Raw genomic sequence first — 24,479 nt, 5'->3', positions numbered from 1 at the left:
ATGCAAACCGTGTACAGGATTGACCATGTTTCACCTTCGCCTCAGAACCTTGATCTCGTGGTCTCGCCGGCGTTTCGCGACCACGCTGGTTCTGGCGACGCTGTCGGCGTCCGGGCTGTGCCTCGCCGCACTCGCCGCCGTTTCCATCACCGTCGATCGCGACATCGGCGAGCGGGAATTGCGCCGGGCGCTCGACGTCGGCTCGGAGCTCGAACTGCTCGTCGATCTGCATCTCGCCGCCAACACCGACTTCCTCAAGGGCGTCGGCTCGGCCACGTTCGAATCGCGCGCGTGGCCCATCGCCCGCGCGGTGATGGTGGCGCGCGCCTATAACCATCTCGATGCGCTGCTCGCCGATTCGCCCGCAGCCGCCGAAAAGCTCGCGGAACTCAGACGCCTGAGCGGCGAATGGCCCAAAGCGCTGCAGGATGCCGCGGCGAACGTCGCGCTTGCGTCGCATGGCACCGCAGTCGACTCCGGACGGTTGCTGCTCGCCAACGCGTCGCTGAAATCGATCATGGACATTCTCGCCCTGCTGCGCAGCGACGAGCGGGAGCTGATCGCCAGCATGCAGGAGAAAGCGCAATCGCAGATTCTGAAGCAGCGCATCGCGCTCATCGTGGGTCTCGCCGCCGGCATGCTGCTGCTCGCGTTCGCGGCGTCGAGCCGGCATCGCTCGGCGCTCGCGAAGAACGCGGCGCGCATCGTCGCCGATGAAGCACAGAAACGCTTCAGCCAGTACTTCGACCAGCATCCGGTCGCGATGCTGATCTTCGATGTCGGGAACGGCGCGATTCTCACCGCGAACGCGGCAGCGCAACGTCAGTACCGGGCGACGCTGGAACAGCTCAACGCGCTGACGATCTTCGATCTGCGCCCCGCCGAAGAAGTCGCGAGCTTCCGGCTCGATCTCGCGGGCTACGTGCAGTCGGGAGCCGGTTCGGGCGCGGGCGGCATCCGGCGTCATCGCAGGCTCGATGGCGATGTCATCTTCGTGGACGTGTCGTTTCATCTGCTTTCGTTCGGCGGTCACGAGGCGTGTTTCATCACCGCTCACGACGTCACCGCGCACGAGAACGCGAAGGAACAACTGCACCTTCGCAGCCGCGCGCTCGAAGCGACGCGCGACGCCATCGTCATTTCGCATCTCTCTTGCGGCTCGCACCGCATCACGTATGCGAACACCGCGTTCGAGCGCCTGACGGGCCGCCGCGTGGCGGATGTGCTCGGCGCACAAACGCAGGCGGCGCTCGGCTGGGATCGCGCGATGCCCGAGACCGGATCGCTGACGCACGCGATGCGCGGCAATGTCGAAGCATCGCGACTGCTGAAAATGTCGCGCAGCAACGGCTCGACGTTCTGGAGCGATACCTACGTCGGTCCGATTCTCGACGACCACGGACGCGTCACGCACAGCATCACGGTGTTGAGCGACGTGACGGAGCGCGTGCGCCATCAGGAGCAGTTGAAGCGCCAGGCGCTCGAAGATCCGCTGACCGGTCTGCCGAACCGGCTCGCGCTCGGCGAACTGTTCGACCACGCCGTGCGGATCGCGCGGCGCAACGGCGACCGGCTCGGATTCATCTTCCTCGATCTGGACAACTTCAAGGACGTCAACGACAGCCTCGGTCATGCGGCCGGCGACGATGTGCTTCGCGAAGTCTCGCGACGGCTGGAATCGAGCGTCACGCCGCCCGGTTTCGTCGCGCGTTACGCAGGCGACGAGTTCGTCGTGCTGCTGCCGGGCCGGAGCCAGGACGAATGCCTCGCTCATGCCCGGCAGATCGCGACGCTTCTCGCGCAGCCGATGAAAGCCGCCGATGCCACCGTCGTCTCCGTCGCGAGCATGGGCGTCGCGTTCTTTCCCGATCACGGCAGCGACGCCGAGACGCTGCTGCGCGCCGCCGATGCGGCGATGTATCGCTCGAAGTCGCTTCACGCCGGTTCGATACAGGTTTTCGATCCGGAGATCGCGGCGGCGGAGACGGCGCGCAGCGCCATGGTCAAGGCGCTGGGACTCGCCATCGCGAAGAACGAACTGTTCGTGCTGTATCAGCCGAAGATCTGCCTGCGCACGCGGCGGGTCGAAGGCTTCGAAGCGCTGCTCCGATGGCAGAGCAAGGAGTTCGGCCTCGTGAATCCCGCGCAGTTCATCCCGCTCGCGGAGAGCACGGGGCTCATCGTGCAGATCGGCGAATGGGTGCTGGAGCAGGCGTGCCGGCAGGCCGGCGAATGGGCGAGGCTGTCGCCGTTCGTCGTGGTGGCGGTGAATGTCTCGCCCGTGCAGTTCGAACGCAGCGACGTCCCGGCGATGGTCGCGCGCGTGCTCGAACGCTCGCGTGTCGATCCGCGCAATATCGAACTGGAGATCACCGAAAGCACGCTCATGGCGCCCGGCGCGCTGCCTTCGCTGCAAGCGCTGCGCAGGCTCGACGTGTCGATCGCCATCGACGATTTCGGCACGGGCTTTTCGAGCCTGGGCTACGTGCGCAGCTTCATGGTCGATCGGGTCAAGCTCGATATGTCGTTCGTGCGCGGCATCGGTTGCTCGCGCGCCGACGAAGTCATCGTGAAGGCGGTCATCGCCATGGGTCAGGCGCTGGACATACGCGTCGTCGCGGAAGGCGTGGAAACGGCGGATCAGCTCGATTATCTGATCGACAACGGCTGCGACGAAGTACAGGGCTTCTGGCTGGGATGCCCGATGCGACCGGAACTGGCCGAAATATCGCTGATGCAATCGGCGCTCGCGCCGAGCATCGCCTGACGGCGTTTGCGCCGATTCCCAATGCCACGCGAATGCGCTAGATTCTCCGTCGCGAGCGCTTCGCCGAATCGTGTCAATTCAGACACATTATGTGAATGTCGATATGAATCAAAGACTTAGTTGATTTCGGCGCGCGCTGCGATTATCGTTGGGCCCTCGGCAATACTTCGCGCTGTCTCTCCTGATCGACGCCTGCAATCCGCGTCGCGACATCCTCTCGTCACGTTGTGAACCGCCCTTCGGCTCGTCCGATGCACGGCGGCGGGAACCGCATTCCCCGATCAAGCGATGAACTCCCGCGCGACGCCAGCCCTTCCACTTCCGACATGCCAGACAACGAATACGCTTTTGCCCCGCCGTTTGCCCATGCCCCGCTCGCGCGAATGCTCGCGCTCGTCGCGGCCGCCGCCTTCGCGCTGTCCGCGTGCGGCGAGAAATCCGCCGCCGCCGGCGCGCCACCCGCGGCGAATGCGCCCGAAGTCAGCGTGATGACGCTGAAGGCGCAGCGCATCGACATCGTGGACGATCTGTCCGGACGCCTCTCGTCGGTCGAAGTCGCCGACGTGCGCCCGCAAGTCGATGGCATCGTGACCAAGCGGCTTTTCGTCGAAGGCTCGACGGTCAGGGCCGGCCAGCCGCTTTATCAACTCGATGCCGCGAGCTACCAGGCCGCGTACGACACCGCGCTCGGCACGCTGCAAAAGGCGATCGCCACGTCGAAGGCCGCCGACGTCACGGCGAAGCGCTATCAGGAACTCTTCAAGATCAAGAGCGTGAGCGCGCAGGACGTGGAGAACTACGCCGCCGCGGCCGACGAGGCACGCGCCGATATCGTCACGGATCGCGGCTCGCTCGAAACCGCGCGCGTGAATCTGGCGCGCACGCGCATCGTCGCGCCGATCAGCGGCAAGATCGGCAAGTCGGCGGTGACGGTCGGCGCGCTCGTCACGTCGGGACAATCGACGGCGCTCACGACCATCCAGTCGATGGACACGCTCTACCTCGACGTCACGCGTTCCAGCACTGAAGCGCTGCGGCTCTCGAAGGCCATCGCGTCCGGCGCGCTGAAGCCCGGCACGAGCAAGGTCACGGTGCAGACCGAAGACGGCGCGACCTACGCGCATACCGGCACGCTGCTCTTCTCCGATGTCACCGTCGATCAGACCACCGGCTCGATCACGCTGCGGGCATCGATTCCCAACCCGGAGCATCAGCTTCTGCCGGGCATGTTCGTGCAGGCGCAACTCGACGAAGGCGAGCAGGACGCGATTCTCGTGCCGCAAACGCTCGTGAATCGCGGCGCGGGCGGCACCTCGACCGTGCTCGTCGTGAACGCGCAGAACGTCGTCGAAAGCCGCACCGTCACCGCCGATACGGCGCACGGCAACGACTGGATCGTGACGCGCGGCCTGCGCGCGGGCGAGCGCATCGCCACCGACAATCTGCAGGTGGTGAGCGCGGGCATGAAGGTCTCGCCCGTCGAACGCGATGCGCAAGCGCAGCTCGCCAAGGGAGACTGACGCACGATGCTCTCCCGTTTCTTCATTCACCGGCCCGTGCTCGCATGGGTCATCGCCATCGTCGTGATGCTGATCGGCGCGCTCTCGATCCGCACGCTGTCCGTCGAGCAATATCCGAACGTCGCGCCGCCGTCGATCCGCATCACCGCGACCTATCCGGGCGCATCCGCCGATACGCTCGCCACCACGGTCACGCAGGTGATCGAGCAGGACATGACGGGCATCGACAATCTGATGTACATGTCGTCGACGAGCAGTTCGGCGGGCACGGCGACCATCACGCTGACGTTCAAGTCGGGCACCAACGCGGACGTCGCCGCGATGCAGGTGCAGAACAAGGTGCAGGAAGCGAACGCATCACTGCCGAGCGCCGTTCAGCAACAGGGCATTCAGGTCAGCAAGACCGCGGGCAACATCCTGATGGTCGTATCGGTCACGTCCACGGACGGCCGCATGAACACCGTCGATCTCGGCAATCTGCTCGCGACGCGGGTGCAGGATCCGCTCACGCAGATCAGCGGCGTCGGGCAAGTGACGCTCTTCAGCGCGCAGCACTCGATGCGCGTGTGGCTCGATCCCGTCAAGCTGCGCAGCGTCGGCCTGATGCCGAGCGATGTCACGACCGCCATCGACAGTCAGAACGCGCAGCTTTCCGTCGGGCAGATCGGCGGCGCACCGCAGACGAAGACGCAAGCCATCAACGCGACCATCGTGACGCGCGGCTTTCTCAAGACTTCGGACGAGTTCGCCAACATTCTCCTGCGCGTCAATCAGGACGGCTCGCGCGTGTATCTGAAGGATGTCGGCACGGTCGAAGTCGGCGGCGACTCCTACGACATGACGTCGCGTCTGAACGGCAAGCCCGCCGCCGCGATGGGCATCATGCTCGCAAGCGGCGCGAACGCGCTGTCGGTCGCGAAGGCCGTGCGCGCGCAACTCGCGGTGTTGCAGAAGCAGATGCCGGGCGGCGTGCAACTGAGCGTTCCGCACGACACGACGCCTTTCGTATCCGCGTCCATCTCCGAGGTCATCACGACACTCTTCGAAGCCGTCGTGCTCGTGTTCCTCGTGATGTACCTGTTCCTCGGCAACCTGCGCGCGACGCTCATTCCGACCATCGTCGTGCCGGTCGCGCTGCTCGGCACGTTCGCGCTGATCGCCGCGGTCGGCTTCACCATCAACGTGCTGTCGCTGTTCGCGCTGGTGCTGGCCATCGGTCTTCTGGTCGATGACGCGATCGTCGTGGTCGAGAACGTCGAGCGGTTGCTGAGCGAAGGCCTGTCGCCGCTCGATGCCACCATCAAGGCGATGGGCGAGATCGGCGGCGCATTGATCGGCGTCACCGCCGTGCTGACGGCCGTGTTCATTCCGATGGCGTTCATGTCGGGCTCGACGGGCGAGATCTATCGTCAGTTCTCGCTCACGATCACGTCGGCGATGGTGCTCTCCGTGCTGCTCGCGCTGACCCTCACGCCCGCGCTGTGCGCGACGCTGCTGCGCCCGGTCGATCCGCAACATCAGCGGCGCGGCTTCTTCGCGTGGTTCGAGCGCACATTCGAAGGCGGCACGCGCCGTTACGAGCGTGTAGTGACGCGCCTCGTTGCGCGCCCGCTGCGCTGGATGGCCGCGTATGCCGCGATCTGCGGCGTGGCCGCGCTGCTGTACTGGCAGCTTCCATCGTCGTTCCTGCCGGATGAGGATCAGGGCACGCTGATGACCATCGTCAATCTGCCCGCGGGCAGCTCGAGCGTGCAGGCGAACGTCGTGGAGAAGCAGGTCGAGTCGTATTTCACGGCGCTTCCCGAAGTGGAGAACGTCGTCATGCTCGATGGCTTCAGCGTGTCGGGCAGCGGACAGAACATGGCGATGGCCATGGTCAAGCTCAAGGACTGGAAGGATCGCAAGGGCGAAGGCCAGTCCGCGGCGGAGATCGTCGGCGCCGCGAACGCGCACTTTCGCAGCTTGCGCGCCGGACAGGTCTTCGTGATGAATCCGCCCGCCGTGCAAGGTCTCGGCAGTTACAGCGGTGTCGATTTCGAACTGAAGGACATGGCCGGTCTGGGTCACGATCAGCTTGTCGCCGCGAAAAACAAGCTCTTGGCTCTTGCCGCGAAGGATCCGAAGATCACCGGTATGCGTCCCGCCGGCATGGCCGACGTGCCGCAGTACGCCGTGGATATCGATTACCTGAAGGCGTCGGCGCTCGGCGTCAGCGCATCCAATATCAACGACACGCTGCAGACCGCGTTTGGCTCGACCTACGTGAACAATTACGTGGACACGGGGCGCATCCAGAAGGTCTATGTTCAGGCGCTGCCGCAATACCGCATGATGCCCGCCGATATCGGCAAATGGTTCGTGACATCGAGCAATACGACGACGAGCACGACCAGCTACGACGGCAAGATGGTGCCATTCTCGTCGTTCGCCTCGGGCCACTGGACGACCGGTTCTCCGCAAGTCGAACGCTACAATCGCAGCCTTTCGATGGAGATGACGGCGCAAAGCCCGCAAGGCGTCAGCAGCGGCGACACGATGAACGCGATCGAAGCGCTCGTCGCGCAGTTGCCGCAAGGCATTGCGATGGAGTGGACCGGCCAGTCGTATCAGGAGAAGCTCGCGGGCTCGCAGGCGACGTATCTCTATGCGCTTTCGCTGATCGTCGTGTTCCTCTGTCTCGCGGGTCTGTACGAAAGCTGGTCCGTGCCGTTCTCGGTGATCCTCGTCGTGCCGCTCGGCATCGTCGGGGCACTGGTCGCGGCGCATCTGCGCGGCTTCACCGACGACATCTATTTCAAGGTCGGCTTGCTGACGACCATCGGACTCGCGACCAAGAACGCGATCCTGATCGTCGAGTACGCGAAGTCCCTGCACGAGCGCGGTCACAGCGTGCGTCAGGCGGCGATCGAAGCGGCGCATCTGCGCTTGCGGCCCATCGTGATGACCTCGCTCGCCTTCGGCTTCGGCGTGCTGCCGATGGCGTTCGCGAGCGGCGCGGGCGCATCGAGCCGCGAGAGTCTCGGCAACGGCGTGCTTGGCGGCGTGATTGCCGCGACGCTGCTCGCCATCGTCTTCGTGCCAGTATTTTTCGTGCTGATTCGGGGCTTCGGAAACAGGAAGAAGGAAGGAGCCGCTCATGAATAAGCGCTTCGCTGTCTGCCGCATCGTCGCGGCGACGCTGACGGTTTTCGCGCTCGGCGCGTGCACGCTCGAGCCTCACTACGAGCGGCCCGCCGCACCGATGCCCGCGTCCTATCCGCAGTACGAATCGACGAGCGCGCAACAACAGGCATCGGCTGCCGACCTGCTGTCCGACTGGCGCTCGTTCGTGCGGGATCCGTATCTGCGTCAGTTGATCGAGCTTGCGCTGACGAACAACCGCGACTTGCGGCAAGCCGCGCTGAAGGTCGCGCAATACGAGGCGGAGTATCGGATCGTGCGCGCCGAACTGGGGCCGTCGATCACGGCGACGGGCACGCATAGCGCGTCGCACCAGTCGGGCGTGACGACGAAATCCACCAGCCTCGAACTCGGCACGAGCGCGTGGGAAATCGACTTCTTCGGCCGCATCCGCAGCCTGAAGGATCAGGCGCTGGAGCAGTATCTGTCGACGGACGCGGCGCGCCGCAGCACGCAGATCAGCCTCATCTCGACCACGGCGGGCGACTATCTGACATGGCTCGCGGATCGCGCCCTGCTCGACGTGACGGAACGCACGGTGGCTTCGTATCGCGACACCTACGAGACGACGCTGCGCGCGGCCAATCTCGGCAGCGGCTCGATGGAAGACGTGCAGTCCGCGCGCACATCGCTGACGAGCGCAATGGCGAATCTCGCCGCGTATCGACGCGCGGTGGAGCAGGATCGCAACAACCTGATCGCGGTGATCGGCTGCCCGTTGCCCGACGGCTTCCCCGACGATCGCGCCTTGCCCGACGAACCGCTCTTCGCCGCCGTGCCCGAGGGCCTGCCTTCGACGCTCTTGACGGAGCGGCCCGACATCATCGAGGCGGAGCATGCGTTGAAGTCCGCGAACGCGTATATCGGTGCGGCGCGCGCGGCGTTCTTCCCGACCGTCTCGCTGACCGCGACGGGCGGCGTCGCGAGCAACGGGCTGTCGTCGCTCTTCAAGGCGGGTTCGGGCGCGTGGGCGTTCGAGCCGTCGATCAGCGTGCCGATCTTCCAGTTCGGCAGTCTGCGCGCCTCGCTCGACTCCGCGACGATCTCGAAGAACATCTACGTCGCGGCGTACGAAGGCACGATCCAGACCGCCTTCAAGGAGGTGTCGAACGCGCTCGCGGCGCGCGCCACGTATGTCGATCAGACCGCCGCGGACCTTCAGTATGTCGATGCCGCGCAGCAGTACTACGACATCGCCAATGCGCGCTATCGCGGCGGCCTGGACAGCTTCCTCACTTTGCTCACGGCGCAGCGCACGCTGTTCAGCGCGCAGACCCAGCTCGTGACCGACCGCGCCGCGCAACAGACCAACATGGTGACGCTCTACACGGCGCTGGGCGGCGGCTGGCGCAAGGATGCGCAAGTGCAGGAGACGGCGGCGAAATAGTCCGAACGCGCTTCATTCGTGCTGCGAGGGCCGTCGCCTGTCGCGCTCGGCCATATCGCGACGCAGTTCTCGTTCGGCGTGAGCTTTCTGCTCGTCGGCGCGGTGTTCATTCCGAGCGGCATCGGCACGTTGTTCATTCCGGAACGTCTGTACGACACGAGCGATTCCGGCCCATCGACGCCCGCGCGATCACGCCGATGACGGCGCCGTCGCGCAACCGCTCATCGCGCGCTGATCGTCGTCGGCGCTGACGGGCGCGAGCGCCATCAGCCGCGCGAGCACCGGCCAGCGCGTCACCGCCGCGCGCAATTCCTCGTCGGCTTCGGCATCGAAATAGCGCGCGGCGTCGAGACCGGCGACGCGCTCCGCAAGCGTGACGACATCATGCCGGTCGCGCGCTTCCTTGTTCAGCGTGTTCATTTCTGATCCACCCATACGCCGTCCGGCGTCTTCACGACATAGCCGTTCGCGGTCTTCATCGTGACGGTGCCTTCGTTCTCGCCGATCATCGGCGTCTGCGGCAGATTGGCCGCGTATTGCGACAGCGTGACGCCCGCCTTGAACGGACTGTTCGACACGAGGTTCGACAGCAATTGCGCGATGGCGAGATGCCCGGTCGGCTGATCGATGACGGTCGTCGCGCCGTGATTGCCCGTGAAGCCGACGAGCCGCACGCCCACCGGCCCGTGGATCACGCTCGGCGTCGGAATCTCGCGCAGGCCCGCGACCTGATTGGCGTCGCCGCGCAGCGCCGCGCCGTGCTCGGGCACGAACACGATCACCGCGCGCCGCCCCGATTGCTGGATCAGATCGGCGAACTTGTCGAAATCGCTCATCAGCTTCGCCACGCGCAGCGGATACGACTCGAGGCTCGTCATCTTGTTGTTCGGCAGGCGGTTGCCGTCGTGCAGGCTGATCGTGTTGTAGTACAGCGCGACCGGTCCCGGCTCCCGCGCGCGCTCTGCGTACCAGTTCGCGAGCGTGCCGTAATCGTCCATGATCGGCGAGCCGTCGAACGCGTGCATCGCGACGGGCGCGGCCGTGTTCGGCACGAAAGGCACGTTCGGCACGCCGATGTTCTCCTTCACGAGCTGCGTGAAGTTGTCGAAGTGGCCGTCGTGATTGAACGTGACCTGCGGCGTGTAGCCGGCCTGCGCAAGATCGGCCATCAGATGACACTGCGCGGGCGCGTCCTTGTACAGATCGGCGTGCGCTTCCTGTCCGCACGACGCGCGCAGCACACGAATCGCCGCCGGGCCGCTGTAGCTCGCCGCCGTGCTGAAGTTCGTGAACAGATAGTCGAAGTGCGACAGGAACGGATGATTGCGCTCCTTCGATACATCGAGGTCGTCCCACGACAGCGAGCAGATGTGCAGCACGATCACGTCGAACTGCTCTTTCGGATCGCTCGACAGATGACCGAAGCTCACCTGTCGCTGCGACTCCTTCGCCCTGAATGCCGCGAGCGTCGCGTTGTAATCCAGGGGGTCCGCGGATTGACGGTTAGTTGCGGCAAAGGCATTGCCCTGCGGCTTCGCCTCGATGCGCGCGAGCACCGCATTCGCGCCCTGCCACACCGGCAGCGCGACGAGCGCGATCATCACGAAGGTCGCGACGCGCAGCCAGCGATTGACGACGAGATACGCGACGAGCAGACCGAGCGCGACGGCGAGCAGCATCGGCGGAAGAAAGCGCGGCAGCAACTCGAGCCAGTAGCCGAAGCTGAAGGTCGTGAGATTGCCGAATTCCTCGACGATGCGGCCGAACGGCGGCACGTTCGCCTCGCGATACATCAGCGGCAAACCGATGCCGAGCCCGGCGACGAACCGCACCGCCCGCCAGATGCGCGAGCGCAGCGGCGAGCTCGCGGCGAGCGCCACCGCGAACGCGATGTTCGCGAGCCATATCGGCTTCAGATGCCCCGTCGAAAAGAGCGCGATCTTGATGATGAAATACAGGTTCCAGAAGGTCATCTTCGTTCTTCTTGTCAGTAGCGGCGGCCATCGAGCGCGAGCTTGTCGAGCAGCGCGCGGCGCGCTCCGCCGAACAGCCGCGCATAGCCTTCGAAGCCCATCAGCAGCACTTCCTTCAGGCCCTTAAGCGGCGCGTCGTCTTCGGTGCGCTCGTCCCATTCGATCCACGCATCCGCGCGGCCGAACGTGCATTGCACGAGACGGCGCTCGTCTTCGAGCGTGAGCGAATCGAAGCGCACGCCCAGATGCGTGCCGGAAAGGCGCGTCACGCGCACCGGAAAGTGAAACTGCCGCTCGCCGCGGCTCACGACGACGCCGAGCGTGTCGCCGGTTTCGAGCGAGAGCAATCCTTCGCCGACGACGAGCCCGAGCCCGCCCGTCGAGTAATCGCTCGTGCTGCACGCGATGCTGCTGCCGTCGTTGAGCACGAGCGTCGCGGGCATGTTCATCGCGATGCGATGCGTGACGCGCACCTGCTTCGCCTCGCGCGCGACGCTCACCGCCGCGCCGAGCATCACGAGGTTGTAGAGCGTCCAGAACACGTTCATCAGGATGGTCGCGTTTTCGTCGCCCGCGCCGGCGATCAGCTTCACGATGCCGACGGACATCGCGAGCGCGTTCAGGCCGAGCAGCACGAGATACGGCTTGCTCATCGCCCAGTCGATATACGTCTCGTCGATGCGCCCGCCCTTGTCCGTCACGTTGAACTTGCCATGCTTCGGGCTGAAGAACGCGATGGTCGTCGGCAGCGCGATATACCACGCGAGCACCGACTCATAGACTTCGGCCCAGAACGAATGCCGGAACTTGCCCTGCATCCGCGAGTTCGCGATGTTCGCGATGACGATGTACGGCAGCACGAAACCCGCGATGGTCGTCGCCGCCGCGTTGATGAAGTACATCTGGAAGAAGAGGTACCACATCGGCATGGTGAGGAACACGAGGCGCGGAATGCCGTAGAAGAAGTGCAGCATCGCGTTGCCGTAGCACAGGCGCTGAAAGAAGTTCAGCCCGCGCCCGAAAAACGGATTGTCGATGCGGAAAATCTGCGCCATGCCGCGCGCCCAGCGCGTGCGCTGCTTGATGTGGCTCGCGAGACTTTCGGTGGCGAGACCGGCGGCCTGCACCGTCGGCAGATACGCCGTCGTATAGCCGCGCCGATGCAGCTTGAGCGCCGTGTGCGCGTCTTCGGTCACGGTTTCGACCGCGATGCCGCCGACCTCTTCCAGCGGCGCGCGCTTGATGACCGCGCACGAGCCGCAGAAGAACGTCGCGTTCCAGAGATCGTTGCCCGCCTGCACGAGCCCGTAAAACAGATTGCCTTCGTTCGGCACGCGGCGGAACGTGTCGAGATTGCGCTCGAACGGATCGGGCGAGAAGAAGTGATGCGGCGTCTGCACGAGCGCGCATTTCGGATCGGCGAAGAAGGTGCCCATCGTCGCTTGCAGGAAGGAGCGCGTGGGGACGTGATCGCAATCGAAAATGGCGATGTATTCGCCGTGCGTCTTCGCGAGCGCGCGATTGATGTTGCCCGCCTTCGCGTGCTGATTGTCGTCGCGCGTGATGTAGCCGATGCCCGCAGCCCGCGCGAGCGCCTCGAACTCCGGACGATGGCCGTCGTCGAGCAGCCAGATATTGAGCTTGTCGCGCGGCCAGTCGATGCCTTGTGCGGCGAAAAGCGTCGGCTTCACGACCGACAGCGGCTCGTTGTAGGTCGGAATGAAGACATCGACGCTCGGCCAGTCGGCGGGATCGTCGGGCAGCTTCGACACGGCGCGTTCGAGCGGCCACGCGGTCTGCACGAAGCCGAACAGCAGGATCATCCACGTATAGGCTTCCGCGCCGAAGAGCGCGTAGCCGACGATCGCCTCGCCGGGCGTGCGGAAGTCGAGCGTCTCGGTCGTGCGCCACCAGACGTAGCGCGCGGTGACGAGCAGCGCGAGCGACGCGAGAATCAGCACCGGCATGCGCCCCGGAATGCGGCGGATGACGAGCGCCGCGATCATCAGCACGGCGAAGAACACGAACTGGCTTCCCGACGCGAGCGGCGACGTGCCGACGACCGCCCACAGCAATCCGCCGATCACGACGAGCGCGGGCAGCATCCAGCGCTTCTTGCCGATGACATTCGCGCCGCCTTCGAGCCGCGCGCCGAAGCGCGCCCACGGCAGTCCGTCGATGGCGGCATCGATGCGGCGCTTCATCCACATCAGCGCGAGAGCGAGCGGCGTGAGCGCGCGTTCGATCAGGCCGAGCGCGGCCCGCGCATACGCGGCGAGCGGCTTCGCGTTTTCGCGCGGCGGGCGCACGAACGCGCGCAGCAGCCACGCCCAAGGATTGCGCACGTCGATGACGCCCCACTCGCGCGCCCACGCGAGCACGAACGCGCGCAGCATGTCCCGCGCGATGTCGCGCTTGCCCGCGCGCGGCGGCTTGAAGAAGAGACGCACGCACCAGTCGAACGCCGAGCGCGTGTCGGGCACGCCGAGCCCGCGCGCGATCCAGCCGATCGCGCGGTTCGAGCGGGAGCCTGGTTCGCGCTTCATGCCGTCTCGCTCGCGGTGAGCGCGGGCAGCCACGCATCGACGTGCTGCGCGAGACCGTGCAGATCGTGCGACGCCTGCAGATGCGGCGCTTCGTCGAAAATCCACGCGCCGCGCGAAAATGCCTCGGGCATCGACGCTTCCAGATGAATGCGTTGCGCGAGCGGCATGTTCCCGGTCGCGGCGCGCAGCATCGCGAGCGCGTCGCGCTGCATCGCGCGGGCGGGATTCAGGCGATTCACGACGAGACGCACATCCGCGCACGATTCCCGCAGCGCGGGCAAACGCGCGACGAGCGTCGCGCACGCAGCCGGCTCAGGCGGGCACACGGCGAGCACGAGATCGGCGGCGCGCGCGGCGTGATCCGCATGCGAGCACGGATAGCGCGGCGTATCGATCAGCACGACGCCGGTCTCCGGCAAGCCGATCTCGCCGATCGTGCGTTCGAGCCATCGCGGATGCTCGCAAAGACGCGCTTCGCACGCGGCGGATCGCGCGGGCGTGAGACCGCCGTGCGGCACGAACAGCACGCCGTCCTCGTTGCGCCAGGTCGATTCGTGCCACTTGCGCGACGGATCGGCGAGCGCGCCGCCGATGCCTTCCGCCGCGAACGCGTCCAGCCCGAGATACGCGCCGAGCATGTTCTGCGGATCGAAGTCCAGCGCGACCACGGCGCGGCCGCGCCGGGCGAGCAGCGTCGCGAGCGATGCGGCGAGCGTCGTGCGGCCCGCGCCGCCCGCCGTCGAAATGAGCGCGATGGTTTTCATGGGCGGGAGGCGTCCTTCGGCGCGGCATCGACATCGGGGACGAGACGCGCGTTTAGCACGACCGGCTCGATGCGGCACGGCACCGCGTCGCGCGGATCGAAACCACGCGCGGCTACGAGACCGCGCCGCGCGCCCGCGCGCTGCCAGACGATCCACGCGGGCACGCCGGCCAGCACGCCGATCAGCATCGAAATGAGCAAGGTGTCCATCGTTTCAGTTTCCCGGTTCGGCGAGCGGCATATGCGCACGCACGGCGCGGCGCGCGGGCGGATGCAACGGACCTTCGTCGGTCGCGTTCCTGCGCGCTTCTTGGTTCAGCACGGCGTCGAGCGCGTCGAGTTCCGCGCGCGAGCGGCGCACGGATTCGCTTTCCGTAGCCGCATCCGCCTTGTCTTCCATCGCGATGACGGGCGCGGTCGCGGCGAACAGATCGCTGTAATCCGCCGACGGCGCGCGCCGGTTCTCCGCTTCGAGCGCCTGCAATTGCGCGCCGATGCCGTCGTCCGACAGATACGTGACGTCCTTCGCCACGCGCTCCACCGGCACGGTGAAGATGCGCGCGAGCGCGGCGTCGGCATCGGCGAGACGGCAGCCGAACAGGAACACGTACAGATGCGACGCGTCCGCCGTGAAGACATCGCCCGCGCGGCGCGGACGGCACCACGCGAGCGCATCGACGTGAGCGAGCGCAGGCGGCAGCGTCAGCTTCACGAGCACATGCGGCAGACGCAGCACCGCGCCGCGTGCGAGCGCGCCTTGCGTCTGCGCGCAGAACGCCGCCACGTTCTGATAGCCGAGCGCGGCATCGGCGAGCGACGCGGCGAGCGCCGTGCGGTAATCGGACAAAAGCGGACGCGTGTAGAGCTGGCCTTGCAGCGACTGCAACAGCGATTCGAGCCGCGAGAACGGCACGTCGCGCCCGACGACGAGATTCGCGCCGAGACTCAGCATCAGCAATTCATATTGATGACGCAGCACTTCGCCGCGTTCGACCACGGCGATTTTGAGCGCGCGTCCGCAGCGGCGGCGCAACGTGTGCACGGCGGCGCACAGCGCTTCGAGCTGCGCGCCGTTGCGATGCGCGAGCACGACGGTCGCGCCGCGCGCGCCATCGCAGGCGGCGACGACCGCATCGCGGTCCGCGAGCACTTCCCAGTCGCGCGGCACCCAAGCCTCGTCGCCGACGACCGCGCGGCTCACGACGACGCGCGCTTCGTCCGGCGCGAGACGCGCATCGCGGCGCGCATCGCCCGCGCGCTCGGGCGCGGCGATGCTCAGGCGGCCGGCTTCGTTGAAGCGCAACGCGTGCACGTCGCCGGTGGCGAGCGCGCGGCCCGCGCGCCAGAAATCGACTTGCCACAGCAGTTCGCCGTGCGAGCGCCGCACGCGCGCAACGCCCGCGCACGCGCCGTTCAGTTCGCTGCGGCTCGCCGAAGCCTGAGTTTCGTCGATGCCCAAATCGTCATCGCTGGCGGCGTCGCCGAGCAGCAGGATCATCGTGATGCCGCGCGTCTCGCACCAGCTCGACAACAGCCGTCCTTCGCGCGCGAGCGCCGCCGGATCGCGCCACGAGAACCAGCGCTCCGCGCCTTCGACGATATACAGCGCGTTCGCGCGAAAGCCAAAGCGCTTGAGCGCGCGCAGGCCGCCGTAAAGGCGCGCGAGCGCGAGAGCGGGTTCAGAATCGGCATCGGCGGATGCGGCTTCGTTCGGCATCGCGAGCACGTTCAGTCGGCGCGGCCAGCCTTGCGCCGCCGCGCCCGAAAAGCCCAGTTCGCGCGCACGCGCCGCCGCTTCCGCACGCTCGCGCGCGAGCACGACGCTCACATGGCGCGTGTTCGCGGCCCGCGCCGTGGCCCAGATGAGCGCATCGCATTCGGGCGAACGCGGCGCGACGTGCACCGCGTAGAGCGCGCCCGGCGCGAGCACGGCGAGATCGTCGGGAAGCGCATCGACGCCGATGCGGCCCGGCGCGGCATCGCGGCCCGCGACGCGCGCGCGCACGAAGCGCGCAAACGCGGCGATGAGGCTCGTTGCGCCACTGGATCGGTTCGATTCGTCGTTCACGGCAATCCGTTCCTCAATAACTCGAATACAGCCGCACCGGCTGCGGGCTGATGCGGTAATCGTCCTTGCGCGGCGAGAACGCGAAGCGCGCGTAGATCATCCCGGCGCTCGGCGCATAGTCGTGCGAATGGTCGATGGACACGCGCGCGCCCAGCGCCAGTTGCGGATTCAGCCGATATTCGACCGTCGCCCCGAGTCCGTACGAAAAGCTCACGCCACGCGTCGAGCCGCCGGGATAAATCAGGCTGCTCGTATCGACCGGCGAGAGTCCCGCTACCGCCGGCAGGCCGTTCGGGAAATACGGCGAGTTCTTCTCGTACGAATTCGAGACGCCCGCCGTCGCCGCGATGTCCCAGGTGAAGCCGTTACGCTTGCCCATCCATTCGATCGGCACGCCGAGCGACAGATAGCGCTGCGGGCTGTAATAGCCGCCCTGCCCGAACGTGTAGTAGCGCAGGTTGTCGGTGTAATGCCAGGCATTGCCGACGAGGCCGGTCTGCACGCGCATCGTCGCGCGCCGATACACCGGCACGGTGAAGCCCGTGCGCAGCGTGAATTCCTGATTGCTCGCGACGTTGCGCCCGCTCAGCTCGGCCACGCCGATATCGGCGAATACGTTCGTCCTGCCGACATCGACGCTCACATGCAGGTCGATGCCGTCGCGCCGCACGCCGCCCCAGACGACGTGCGTGAGCGGATCGGTGAGACCGGCGTAGGACAGCTCGCTGCTCGTGACCGCACGCCGCGACGCCGCTATCGACAGGCTCGCCGGACCTGCATCGAACTTGTAGCGCGCGCCGCCGACGAGGTAATGCACCGGAAAGCCGATCGGCGTCGAGCCGAGATCGACGCGCCACGCATCGGACAGATAGCCGAAGCCGCCGCCGAGACCGTTCGCGTGCTGATGCAGATCGCCGGTCGTGACGGGCGAGTTCGTCAGATATTGGCGCAGCGCGTTCGCCGACGCCGCCGTGCCGTCGTAGAAGCCCGCGTTCGTGCCGAAGGTCTGAATGGTGTACGGCAGGCTCGGCGCCGAAGCGCCGGCCTGATCGGTGAGTCCGCTCACGTCGAGCGTGCCCGCGTCGAGATGCACGGCGTCCGCGTGCACGAAGAAATGCCCGTCGTAGCGATACGGAATCTGCACGTACAGCGGCACCTGCTGCGCGTGATACTGCGACACGCCCGCATCGCCGGACTTGTACGCCGGTATCCACGCCGTTTCGACTTCGGGATTGCGGCGCTGATCGAGATCGTCGAGTGCGGATCGCGCGGGCGTGGCGGACGTTGCGGGGGTCGCGCGTGCCGAGCCCGCCGGCACGCTGAACGCCGGCGCGATGCCCGACGCGCGTTCCTGCTCCATCGACAGCCGATACAGCGACGCCGCCTGCTCGTATTCGCCGAGGTCTTCCGCGACGCGTCCCGCCTGCACGGTGACGTCCGCGCGTTCGGGATAGGCGACGCGTAGCGGCTGCGTCAGCGCCTGCGCATCGAGCGGACGGCGCAGCGCGGCGAAACGGCGCGCGGCAGAGAGGCGCGTGTCGATGTCGTCGGGCGGCGCGGCATCCGCGACGCGGCGGACGATCGCGAGCGCTTCCTTGCGCGCGCCGATGCCGCCGCTGTCGTCGAGCACGCGCGCGAGCATGAGCTGCGTTTCGGGATCGTCGGGCGATGCCGCGAGCATCGGCGCGAGCGCGGCGCGTGCGCTGTCGTAATCGCCCTGCGCGCGCGCGAGATCGGCGAGCTCGAACGCGTAGCGCTTGTCGCGCTTGCCTGCGTCGCTCACGGTATCGAGCAGACGGCGCGCACGCGCGTAATCGGCGGCGTCGATGGCATCGTCGGTCTGACGCAGCACGCTGCGCAACGCCTGATCCTCCAGACGCTCTTGCTGACGCGGCGTGAGCTTCGGCTCCGCGCGCACTTGCGCGAGCGTCTGCGACAGCGCATCTTCGCGACGCGCGCCGCCGAGCAGATCGCCGTAGCGCAGGCGCACGTCAGCATCGGTTTCTTCGGGATGCGCGGCCATCCAGTCGCGCAGCAGCGCGAGGCCGCGCTCCGCGTCGCCTCGATCGATATACAGCGCACCGATCGACGCGAGCAGGTTGGGATCGTCCGCGGCCAGCGCTTGCGCGCGATCGAGCGCGGCGGCGCCGGCGTCGGCGTCGTTGCGCGCGAAGGCGGCGCGGGCATCGGCGAGCGACTGTTGCGCGTCGAGATTGCGGGCGAGCGCGCGCATGGCGTCGGTGCGATCGGCTTGCGGCACGGCATCGAGCGCGGCGCGCGCGCCCGCCAGATCGTCCATCGAATTGCGATACAGCGCGGCGGCGTAAGCCATCGGCGCGGCGTTCGGCGAGCGCGCGAGGCCGTCGTCCATCACGGCGCGGCCGAGCTGCGGCAAACCGATATCCCGATACAGCCGCGCAAGCGCGAAGCGCGTCCACGGCTGATCCGGCTCGATGCGCAACGACGCCTCGTATTTCTGCGCCGCCGGCCCGTTCTGGCCGCGCGCGGCGAGTTGCTGCGCCTCGTTCGCGACCATATCGGCGCGCATCGCGATCAGGCTTTGGCGATCGTCGGCGGCGGTGAAACGGCTTTGCAACGCGGCGATGAGCGGCTCGACTTCATCGGCGCGTCCGGTCGATTCGAGCAGCGCACGCGTGCTCTTCAGCGCCGACAGGCTCGGCTCGCGGCCCGCAAGCTGCGCGCGCAGCATCGGTTCGGCGGCGCGCCAGTCGCCTTGTGCGAGCAGCGCATCGGCGAGAAGCAGCTTGGCATCGGCGCTATCCGGCTCGATGGCGAGCGCCTCGCGCGCGTAGCGTTCGGCGTCCTTCGGCTTGCCTGCGTTCGCGGCGTCGCGGCCGTGCGCGAGCGTGCCCCAGAAGCGCGCCGTGCGCGCGAGGCCCAGCCACTTCGCACGGTTGTCCGGCGCGAGCGACGCCGCGCGTTCGAACAGCGCGCGCGCTTCGTCGCGATTGCCTTCGCGCATGCGCAGCAAACCGAATCCGCCGACGGCTTCCGCATCGTCCGGACGGGCGGCCGCCGCGCGCGCGAGCAACGGCCCGGCTGCGTTCAGGTCGCCGCGAGCGAGCGCCGCCAGACCGCGCTGCCGGGCAATGTAATCGGGATCGCGTTCGAGCTTGCGCTGCGCTTCGATGCGCGCGTCGAGCAAATCGGCGCGATCCTTGAACTCGGTGTCGTCGGGCACGAGTTCGAGGTACGCGCGCAGCGCCTGCCGATATGCCGTGTCCGCGCCCGCCGATTGCAGTACGTGACGCCAGACGTCGAGCGCGGTGTTGCGGTCGGTGTCGGTGCGCGTGGCGAGATTCCATGCGATGCGGTTCGCTTCGGCGCGGGTCGCGTCGCTGCTGTTGAGCAGACGCGCGAGGACGAGCGCGGAATCGACGTCGGCGGGATCGTCCGCTATGCGCCGGTGCAAGGCCGCGAGCGCTTCGGCACGTCGCGCGGGCGTCGCGGCGATGATCTGGTAGTACTCCGCGCCGAGCGGGCCCGACGGCGCGCCGTGCGCAAAGAGCGCGCTCACGCGGCGCGCGGCCTCGTCCGACTGGCCGCTGCGTGCGAGCAGGCGGATCGCCGCCATTTCCTGACGGCCGCTGACCGCGACGCGATATTCGTCGTCGACTTGCTGCGTGAGCGCCGCATTGGGCGCGCGCGTTTTCATGCGCGCGAGCGTGGCCTGCGCCTTTTGCGCCTGGCCGAGCCGCAACTGGATACGCACGAGCTCGGCGTTCAGACGCGGATCGTCCGGCGCGATGAGCAGCGCCTTGTCGATCGCCTGCAACGCGAGATCGTCGCGATGCTTGTTGGCCCACGCGCGCGCGGTGCCGTAAAGACGCTCGGCGAGCGCGTCCGTCGATGCCTCGCTGGCATGCGTCTGCGTCGCGCACACGACGCTCGCCGACATCAGCGCCGCGCGCAGCAACGTCGCCTTCGTCCGGGGCGCGCGCTTCATTTCGCCGCTCCGCATGCCGATGCCGCCGTGCGCAACGTTCCGTCGCCCGCGAATCGATAGCGGCCCTCGCGCCAGCCGAGGCCGAAGAGCGTCAGCACGCTCGTGTAGTACCCCGGCGCCGATGCCCCCGCCGCGCGCGCCGCTTGCGCATCCGCGAGTTCGGGGCGTCCGATGGCGTCGAGAAACGGCACGGCGGCGGCGGAGAAACCCGCGTTGCCGTCGTTCGGGCCGGGCTTGCCGTCGCGCGTGTCGATGCGCTCGGGCGGCGCGCCGTGCGCGTCGATATACGCGGCGAACGGCGCGAAATGCGCGAGGAGGCGCGCGCGCGCTTCATCGTCGGATGCGAGCATGCCCGCCCACAGATACACGCGGATCGCGTTATAGGCGCTTTCGGCGCGCGTCTCTTCGTCGGGCTCGAAACCCCGGTTCGCGCGATACAGCGCCCAGTCCGGCGCAAAGCCCTGCGGCGCGGTGTCGATCAGCATGCGTGCGCTCGATGCCGCGAGCCGCGTCCAGCGCGCGTCATCGGGCAGGCTCGCGCCGATGCCGCGAATCACCTGCAGCGGCGCGTAGCTCGGATTGACGCGCCACGTATCGGCTGACGGATGAAAACCCAGAGGTCCGGGCAAGAGCGTGAGGCCGAGGCCGGGCAGCGTGGCCGTTTCCTCGTCGAGCACGCGCTTCGCAAGCGATGCGCCGCGCGCCGTGTAGCTGCGCTCGCCCCACGCGCGGCCCGCTTCGAGGAGCGCGTAGGCGATCCACAAGTCCGCATCGGACGCCGCGTTGCCGTCGAGCACGCGCAACGTGCCGGCGTCGTCGCGGCCCCAGAGCCACGCGGGCAGGCGCGACGTGAGATCGCCCCGCGCGAGCCGGTCTTCGGTCCAGTGGAGAATCGTGTCGAAGCTCGCGCGGTCGTTGGCGACGAGCGCGAAGAAAAGCGCGTAGGACTGGCCTTCGGAGACCGTGCGCTCGTCGGCGGAACCGACGTCGATCACGCGGCCTTCCTTCGAAATGAAGTCGCGTTTGAAGGCGTCCCAGCGCGGCCACGAATCCATGCACGCCGATGGCGACGCCAGATCCGTCGCTGCTGCATTCGCGCCGAACACGACAAGCGCGCCGGACACGATCGCGCGCTTTACGCCCGAAGCCTTCATCGCTCAGATACCCCGGCGCCGCGCGGCCAGTTCCTGCAGCGCCGCGAACGCCGCGATCGCGAGCAGCAGGCCCGCCAGCGCGCCGGCGAGGCCGAGCAGCGCCGGATGACGGATCGCGTGGCCCCACAGCTTCGCGTACCACGGCACGTAGCCGACGACATACGTCTCGCCGACGCGCGCGCTGTCCACGCCGCCGTGCCGCACGAGCGCGACATCGCCCTGAATCTGCGACAGGCGATCCGCGCGTTCGAGCACGTCGAGCAGATCGGTGAGATGGCCGTCGCCGGTCGCCGCGAGCGCGACGATGCTGCGCCCCTTCGTTCCGGGCGACTGGAAGCCCATCAGCGCCGCGAGCGGCCCGTTCTGATCCAGCGATGCGCCGCCGTGCGTGACGCGCGCGCCATCGCGCCAATGCTCGCCGACCGAGAACGACGCCCGCGCGATGCCCTCCTTCGACGGCGTTCCCGCAGCCGAACCCGCGATCGACAGCGGCAGCGCATCGTGCCAGCGCGAAAACACCGGCGACGACGGCGCGCCGCCGATCACGAGCAGATCCTTCTGCGCGAGCGCGGGCACATCGTCCGGACGCGCGATGGTCACGCGCAGGCTCGGAAAGCCGGTCCACTGGCCCATGTGGCCGAGCATCGTCAGCATCGCTTCGATCTCGGCATTGGCGGGACGCGCGGGAATCACGATGGCCGTCTGCGACAGATCGGCGTAGCGCGTGAACGGAAAACCGCTGTTCGCGAAGTACGCGAGATTCGGAAGTTGCGCGTAATGCACGAAGCCGGAGAAGTCGATGGTCGAATCCGGGTCGACCGCCGCCCGCGCCGGATTGGTCGGCACGCCCGCGCACAGGCCCTGCTTCTGCGAATCGAGGTTGAAGCGCAACTGCAGCTGGTTCGAACTGCCGACGCGAAACGCCGGAATGTCCAGCGCGTTGGCCGTGCCGCCCGGCGCGCCCGAAAGCAGCGGCAATTGCAGGCGGCCTTGCGTGTCATCGGTTTTGGCGGGCGGCAGCCGGAACGACTTCACGAGTTGCTCGTTGATGTCGATGGCGAGCGCGGAGTTGTTCTGCACCGTCGGCGCGGTGTACCGGTACTTGAGGTTGAGCGGCACGCCGACGCTGTTCCACGAGAACAGATCGGCGGGCACGCGCAGGTTCAGGCGGATCGGCTCCGGCTCGCTGCCCGCGACCTGAAGCTGCGACACGTCGTCGACGAGTTCCTTGAACTGCACCGGGCGATTCGTCGGCATCCAGCGCGGCGCGTCGTACGGTTCGCGCGGCTGGCCGATGTCGACATGCGCGACCTTCGCCGCATCGCCGGACATCGCCGTGCGGCCGAGCACGAGCGCATACGCGGCATCGTCGACTTCGGCGCCGTTGCGGCCGGTCACGACGAGCAGCTTGCGATCCTTGGACGCCGGATTGTCGGCGACGAGAATCGTCGGCCCGTCGATATCGGGCAGCGCGAGACCCGCCGGCAATTGCGCGCGCGTGCCGACGACGACCGCGTGGTCGTTCGGGGGCAGCGTGTTCATCGTCGGGAAGCGCGCCTGACGGTAATCCGCGAGCGCGCCGAACCACGACGCGAGCACGCCCGCGCTCTTGAGCGTCGCGCTGTCCGGCGATGCGGGCAGCACGAACGGCAGCGTGAGACGGCTCACATCGCGCGCATCGAAGAACGGCGCGGGCAGCAGCGCGAGATCGTTCGGCAGCCTGATCGGCGCGGTATCGAGGATGAATTCGCTCGTCGGGCTGATGTCGGCCCACAGCGCCGTGTTCGCCGGATCCTCGCAATGATCGAGCGTGTAATGGCCGATGAAGCGCAGCCCGAACTGGTTGTAGTCCGTGAGCAGGCGCGGATCGAGCGGGATGTCCTGCGTGAGCATCGCGCCGGCGTGCTCCTTGTCGAACGGCACGGTGGCGATCGCTTCGCCGTTGATCGACACCTTGACGTGCGACAGCGCGAACAGGAGCGCGGGCGAATACGTGTAGCGCAGACGCAGGCGCGCGCCGGTCACGACGCGGTCGAGCCGCACGCCGAGCACGATCGAGCGCGTATCTTCGAGGCCGCGCAGATGCATCGGCTGATACGCGCCGAGCGCGGAGAACGGGACGTGGATCGAGCCGGCGTCGGCGCTGGCAGCGGCGTCCGGATTGACGGCCGGCGGCGCCGCTTCGGCGCAGACGCCGGCGAAAAGCGCACTGGCGGCCATCGCCAGCGAGAGGCAGAACGAGACGACTGGTTTCATCGGCGAGTCAGCTACGGAATTCACGGCCGCGCGCCGCGCTGCCCGCTATGGCATCGTGACGGAGGCGCAACGACAATCGGGTCGCCAGGCGAGCGGCGCGCGCGGCAACCGGGACGAATGCAGCAAGAGCGGGAAAGAATCGGGGCAAGCGTGCGATGCACGAAGCGAGGCGTCGGGGCGTGCGTGATCCGCGACGCGGGTGCGGTCGCGCGGCTGCTGCGTTCATCGCGCCGGTCTGTGCGATGACGCGCCTTTGCCGCTGAAAAGCGGACGCAACAGTAGCATAATTTGTGACAATTTGTATCACCTCAGCCGTCCTTCATCAAAAAAAGCGCCACATCGCGACATGGTTCGATCCCGCTCTTCATCCGCTACGTCTTCCGCATCCGAAAAATCCGGCCACGCCGAGCGGATCGCGAAGCCCGCAGTCAAGCGCAGCGGCCTGCTGCGCGGCCTTTTCGCGTTGCGCCATTCGGGCGACGGCATCGCCGCGACCTGGCGCGAGGAGAGCGCGTTTCGCCAGGAGGTGTGCGTCGCGGCCGTGCTGCTGCCGATCGCGTTCGCCGTGCCCGTGGGCGCCGCCGAGCGCGTGCTGCTCGCGGCTTCGGTGCTGCTCGTGCTGCTCGTCGAGCTGATCAATTCGAGCATCGAGGCGGCGATCGACCGCATTTCGCTCGAACGTCACGAACTCTCCGGACGCGCCAAGGACTGCGGCAGCGCGGCGGTCACGGTGGCCATCGTCATCGGCTTGCTTACGTGGGGCGTGATCTGCGGGCCGCTCGCATGGGACTGGCTGCGCGCGCATCTTTGACGTTGCGGCGTCCGGCGGTGATGAGCCTCGCAATTCGCGGGGCCTATTCGTGTGTGGCACCGGAGGCCATGCACGATATGTCGGCGG

General features: G+C 67.3%; 15 protein-coding genes. 6 read left to right on the top strand and 9 right to left on the bottom strand.

Annotated features, from left to right (window positions below):
• Positions 1-25: 25 nt before the first annotated feature.
• The 5 genes from NCT05_RS34590 to NCT05_RS34570 all read left to right on the top strand — a co-directional run bounded on the left by NCT05_RS34590 (position 26) and on the right by NCT05_RS34570 (position 9,055).
• Entirely contained in the window at positions 26-2,767 is a 2,742-nt protein-coding gene (locus tag NCT05_RS34590; protein WP_250504450.1) for an EAL domain-containing protein, read from the top strand.
• Between the two features lie 383 nt (positions 2,768-3,150).
• Positions 3,151-4,287, top strand: a complete 1,137-nt coding sequence (locus tag NCT05_RS34585) for an efflux RND transporter periplasmic adaptor subunit (protein WP_250504449.1) — start codon at positions 3,151-3,153, stop codon at positions 4,285-4,287.
• A 6-nt stretch (positions 4,288-4,293) separates the two neighbouring features.
• Entirely contained in the window at positions 4,294-7,431 is a 3,138-nt protein-coding gene (locus NCT05_RS34580) for an efflux RND transporter permease subunit (RefSeq protein WP_250504448.1), read from the top strand.
• Positions 7,424-8,854: an efflux transporter outer membrane subunit gene (locus tag NCT05_RS34575; protein ID WP_250437837.1), complete on the top strand. Its 1,431-nt coding sequence runs from the start codon at positions 7,424-7,426 to the stop codon at positions 8,852-8,854. Before NCT05_RS34580 ends, NCT05_RS34575 begins: the two co-directional genes overlap by 8 nt.
• A gap of 18 nt (positions 8,855-8,872) precedes the next feature.
• A complete protein-coding gene (locus tag NCT05_RS34570) occupies positions 8,873-9,055 on the top strand; it encodes a hypothetical protein (RefSeq protein WP_250437835.1) in 183 nt (60 codons plus the stop codon).
• Here the strand turns inward: NCT05_RS34570 and NCT05_RS34565 are convergent.
• Genes NCT05_RS34565 through bcsB form a run of 9 tightly spaced genes read right to left on the bottom strand, consistent with a single transcriptional unit; the run spans position 9,044 to position 23,581 of the window.
• On the bottom strand, positions 9,044-9,274 hold the full coding sequence (locus NCT05_RS34565; protein ID WP_250504447.1) for a hypothetical protein: 231 nt from the start codon (positions 9,272-9,274) through the stop codon (positions 9,044-9,046). The two genes, NCT05_RS34570 and NCT05_RS34565, sit on opposite strands and share 12 nt — an antisense overlap.
• Positions 9,271-10,827: a cellulose biosynthesis protein BcsG gene (gene bcsG / locus NCT05_RS34560; RefSeq protein ID WP_250504446.1), complete on the bottom strand. Its 1,557-nt coding sequence runs from the start codon at positions 10,825-10,827 to the stop codon at positions 9,271-9,273. The genes NCT05_RS34565 and bcsG overlap by 4 nt, the downstream gene beginning before the upstream one ends.
• A 14-nt stretch (positions 10,828-10,841) precedes the next feature.
• On the bottom strand, positions 10,842-13,373 hold the full coding sequence (gene bcsA / locus NCT05_RS34555; protein WP_250504445.1) for a UDP-forming cellulose synthase catalytic subunit: 2,532 nt from the start codon (positions 13,371-13,373) through the stop codon (positions 10,842-10,844).
• Positions 13,370-14,137, bottom strand: a complete 768-nt coding sequence (gene bcsQ, locus NCT05_RS34550; RefSeq protein ID WP_250504444.1) for a cellulose biosynthesis protein BcsQ — start codon at positions 14,135-14,137, stop codon at positions 13,370-13,372. The genes bcsA and bcsQ overlap by 4 nt, the downstream gene beginning before the upstream one ends.
• Positions 14,134-14,346: a hypothetical protein gene (locus tag NCT05_RS34545; RefSeq protein ID WP_175982192.1), complete on the bottom strand. Its 213-nt coding sequence runs from the start codon at positions 14,344-14,346 to the stop codon at positions 14,134-14,136. The genes bcsQ and NCT05_RS34545 overlap by 4 nt, the downstream gene beginning before the upstream one ends.
• A gap of 4 nt (positions 14,347-14,350) precedes the next feature.
• Positions 14,351-16,204: a cellulose biosynthesis protein BcsE gene (gene bcsE / locus NCT05_RS34540; RefSeq protein ID WP_250504443.1), complete on the bottom strand. Its 1,854-nt coding sequence runs from the start codon at positions 16,202-16,204 to the stop codon at positions 14,351-14,353.
• 13 nt (positions 16,205-16,217) lie between these two features.
• Complete coding sequence (locus NCT05_RS34535) at positions 16,218-20,186, bottom strand: cellulose synthase subunit BcsC-related outer membrane protein (RefSeq protein WP_502801825.1); 3,969 nt, start codon at positions 20,184-20,186, stop codon at positions 16,218-16,220.
• Positions 20,168-21,325 (bottom strand): cellulose synthase complex periplasmic endoglucanase BcsZ, encoded by a 1,158-nt coding sequence (gene bcsZ / locus NCT05_RS34530; RefSeq protein WP_250504441.1) that lies wholly within the window; start codon positions 21,323-21,325, stop codon positions 20,168-20,170. The genes NCT05_RS34535 and bcsZ overlap by 19 nt, the downstream gene beginning before the upstream one ends.
• A 3-nt stretch (positions 21,326-21,328) precedes the next feature.
• Positions 21,329-23,581 (bottom strand): cellulose biosynthesis cyclic di-GMP-binding regulatory protein BcsB, encoded by a 2,253-nt coding sequence (gene bcsB / locus NCT05_RS34525; protein ID WP_250504440.1) that lies wholly within the window; start codon positions 23,579-23,581, stop codon positions 21,329-21,331.
• A 346-nt stretch (positions 23,582-23,927) separates the two neighbouring features.
• On the opposite strand from bcsB, the gene NCT05_RS34520 reads away from it, so the two are divergent.
• The gene (locus NCT05_RS34520) at positions 23,928-24,392 is read left to right on the top strand and encodes a diacylglycerol kinase (RefSeq protein ID WP_250504439.1); all 465 of its coding nucleotides are present in this window, start codon (positions 23,928-23,930) and stop codon (positions 24,390-24,392) included.
• Positions 24,393-24,479 lie beyond the last annotated feature (87 nt).

The organism is Caballeronia sp. AZ7_KS35, assembly GCF_023631045.1.
In the GTDB taxonomy this organism is placed as follows: Bacteria; Pseudomonadota; Gammaproteobacteria; order Burkholderiales; family Burkholderiaceae; genus Caballeronia; species Caballeronia zhejiangensis.
Note: the sequence above shows the minus strand (reverse complement) of the source record. Positions and strands in the feature narration are given on the sequence as shown.

What these genes read in the sequence shown, in the direction of transcription:
- NCT05_RS34590 (WP_250504450.1), top strand. Translation starts at nt 26, where the DNA reads ATGTTTCACCTTCGCCTCAGAACCTTGATCTCGTGGTCTCGCCGGCGT.
- NCT05_RS34585 (WP_250504449.1), top strand. Translation starts at nt 3,151, where the DNA reads ATGCTCGCGCTCGTCGCGGCCGCCGCCTTCGCGCTGTCCGCGTGCGGC.
- NCT05_RS34580 (WP_250504448.1), top strand. Translation starts at nt 4,294, where the DNA reads ATGCTCTCCCGTTTCTTCATTCACCGGCCCGTGCTCGCATGGGTCATC.
- NCT05_RS34575 (WP_250437837.1), top strand. Translation starts at nt 7,424, where the DNA reads ATGAATAAGCGCTTCGCTGTCTGCCGCATCGTCGCGGCGACGCTGACG.
- NCT05_RS34565 (WP_250504447.1), bottom strand. Translation starts at nt 9,274, where the DNA reads ATGAACACGCTGAACAAGGAAGCGCGCGACCGGCATGATGTCGTCACG.
- bcsG (WP_250504446.1), bottom strand. Translation starts at nt 10,827, where the DNA reads ATGACCTTCTGGAACCTGTATTTCATCATCAAGATCGCGCTCTTTTCG.
- bcsA (WP_250504445.1), bottom strand. Translation starts at nt 13,373, where the DNA reads ATGAAGCGCGAACCAGGCTCCCGCTCGAACCGCGCGATCGGCTGGATC.
- bcsQ (WP_250504444.1), bottom strand. Translation starts at nt 14,137, where the DNA reads ATGAAAACCATCGCGCTCATTTCGACGGCGGGCGGCGCGGGCCGCACG.
- NCT05_RS34545 (WP_175982192.1), bottom strand. Translation starts at nt 14,346, where the DNA reads ATGGACACCTTGCTCATTTCGATGCTGATCGGCGTGCTGGCCGGCGTG.
- NCT05_RS34535 (WP_502801825.1), bottom strand. Translation starts at nt 20,186, where the DNA reads ATGCGGAGCGGCGAAATGAAGCGCGCGCCCCGGACGAAGGCGACGTTG.
- bcsZ (WP_250504441.1), bottom strand. Translation starts at nt 21,325, where the DNA reads ATGAAGGCTTCGGGCGTAAAGCGCGCGATCGTGTCCGGCGCGCTTGTC.
- bcsB (WP_250504440.1), bottom strand. Translation starts at nt 23,581, where the DNA reads ATGAAACCAGTCGTCTCGTTCTGCCTCTCGCTGGCGATGGCCGCCAGT.
- NCT05_RS34520 (WP_250504439.1), top strand. Translation starts at nt 23,928, where the DNA reads ATGGTTCGATCCCGCTCTTCATCCGCTACGTCTTCCGCATCCGAAAAA.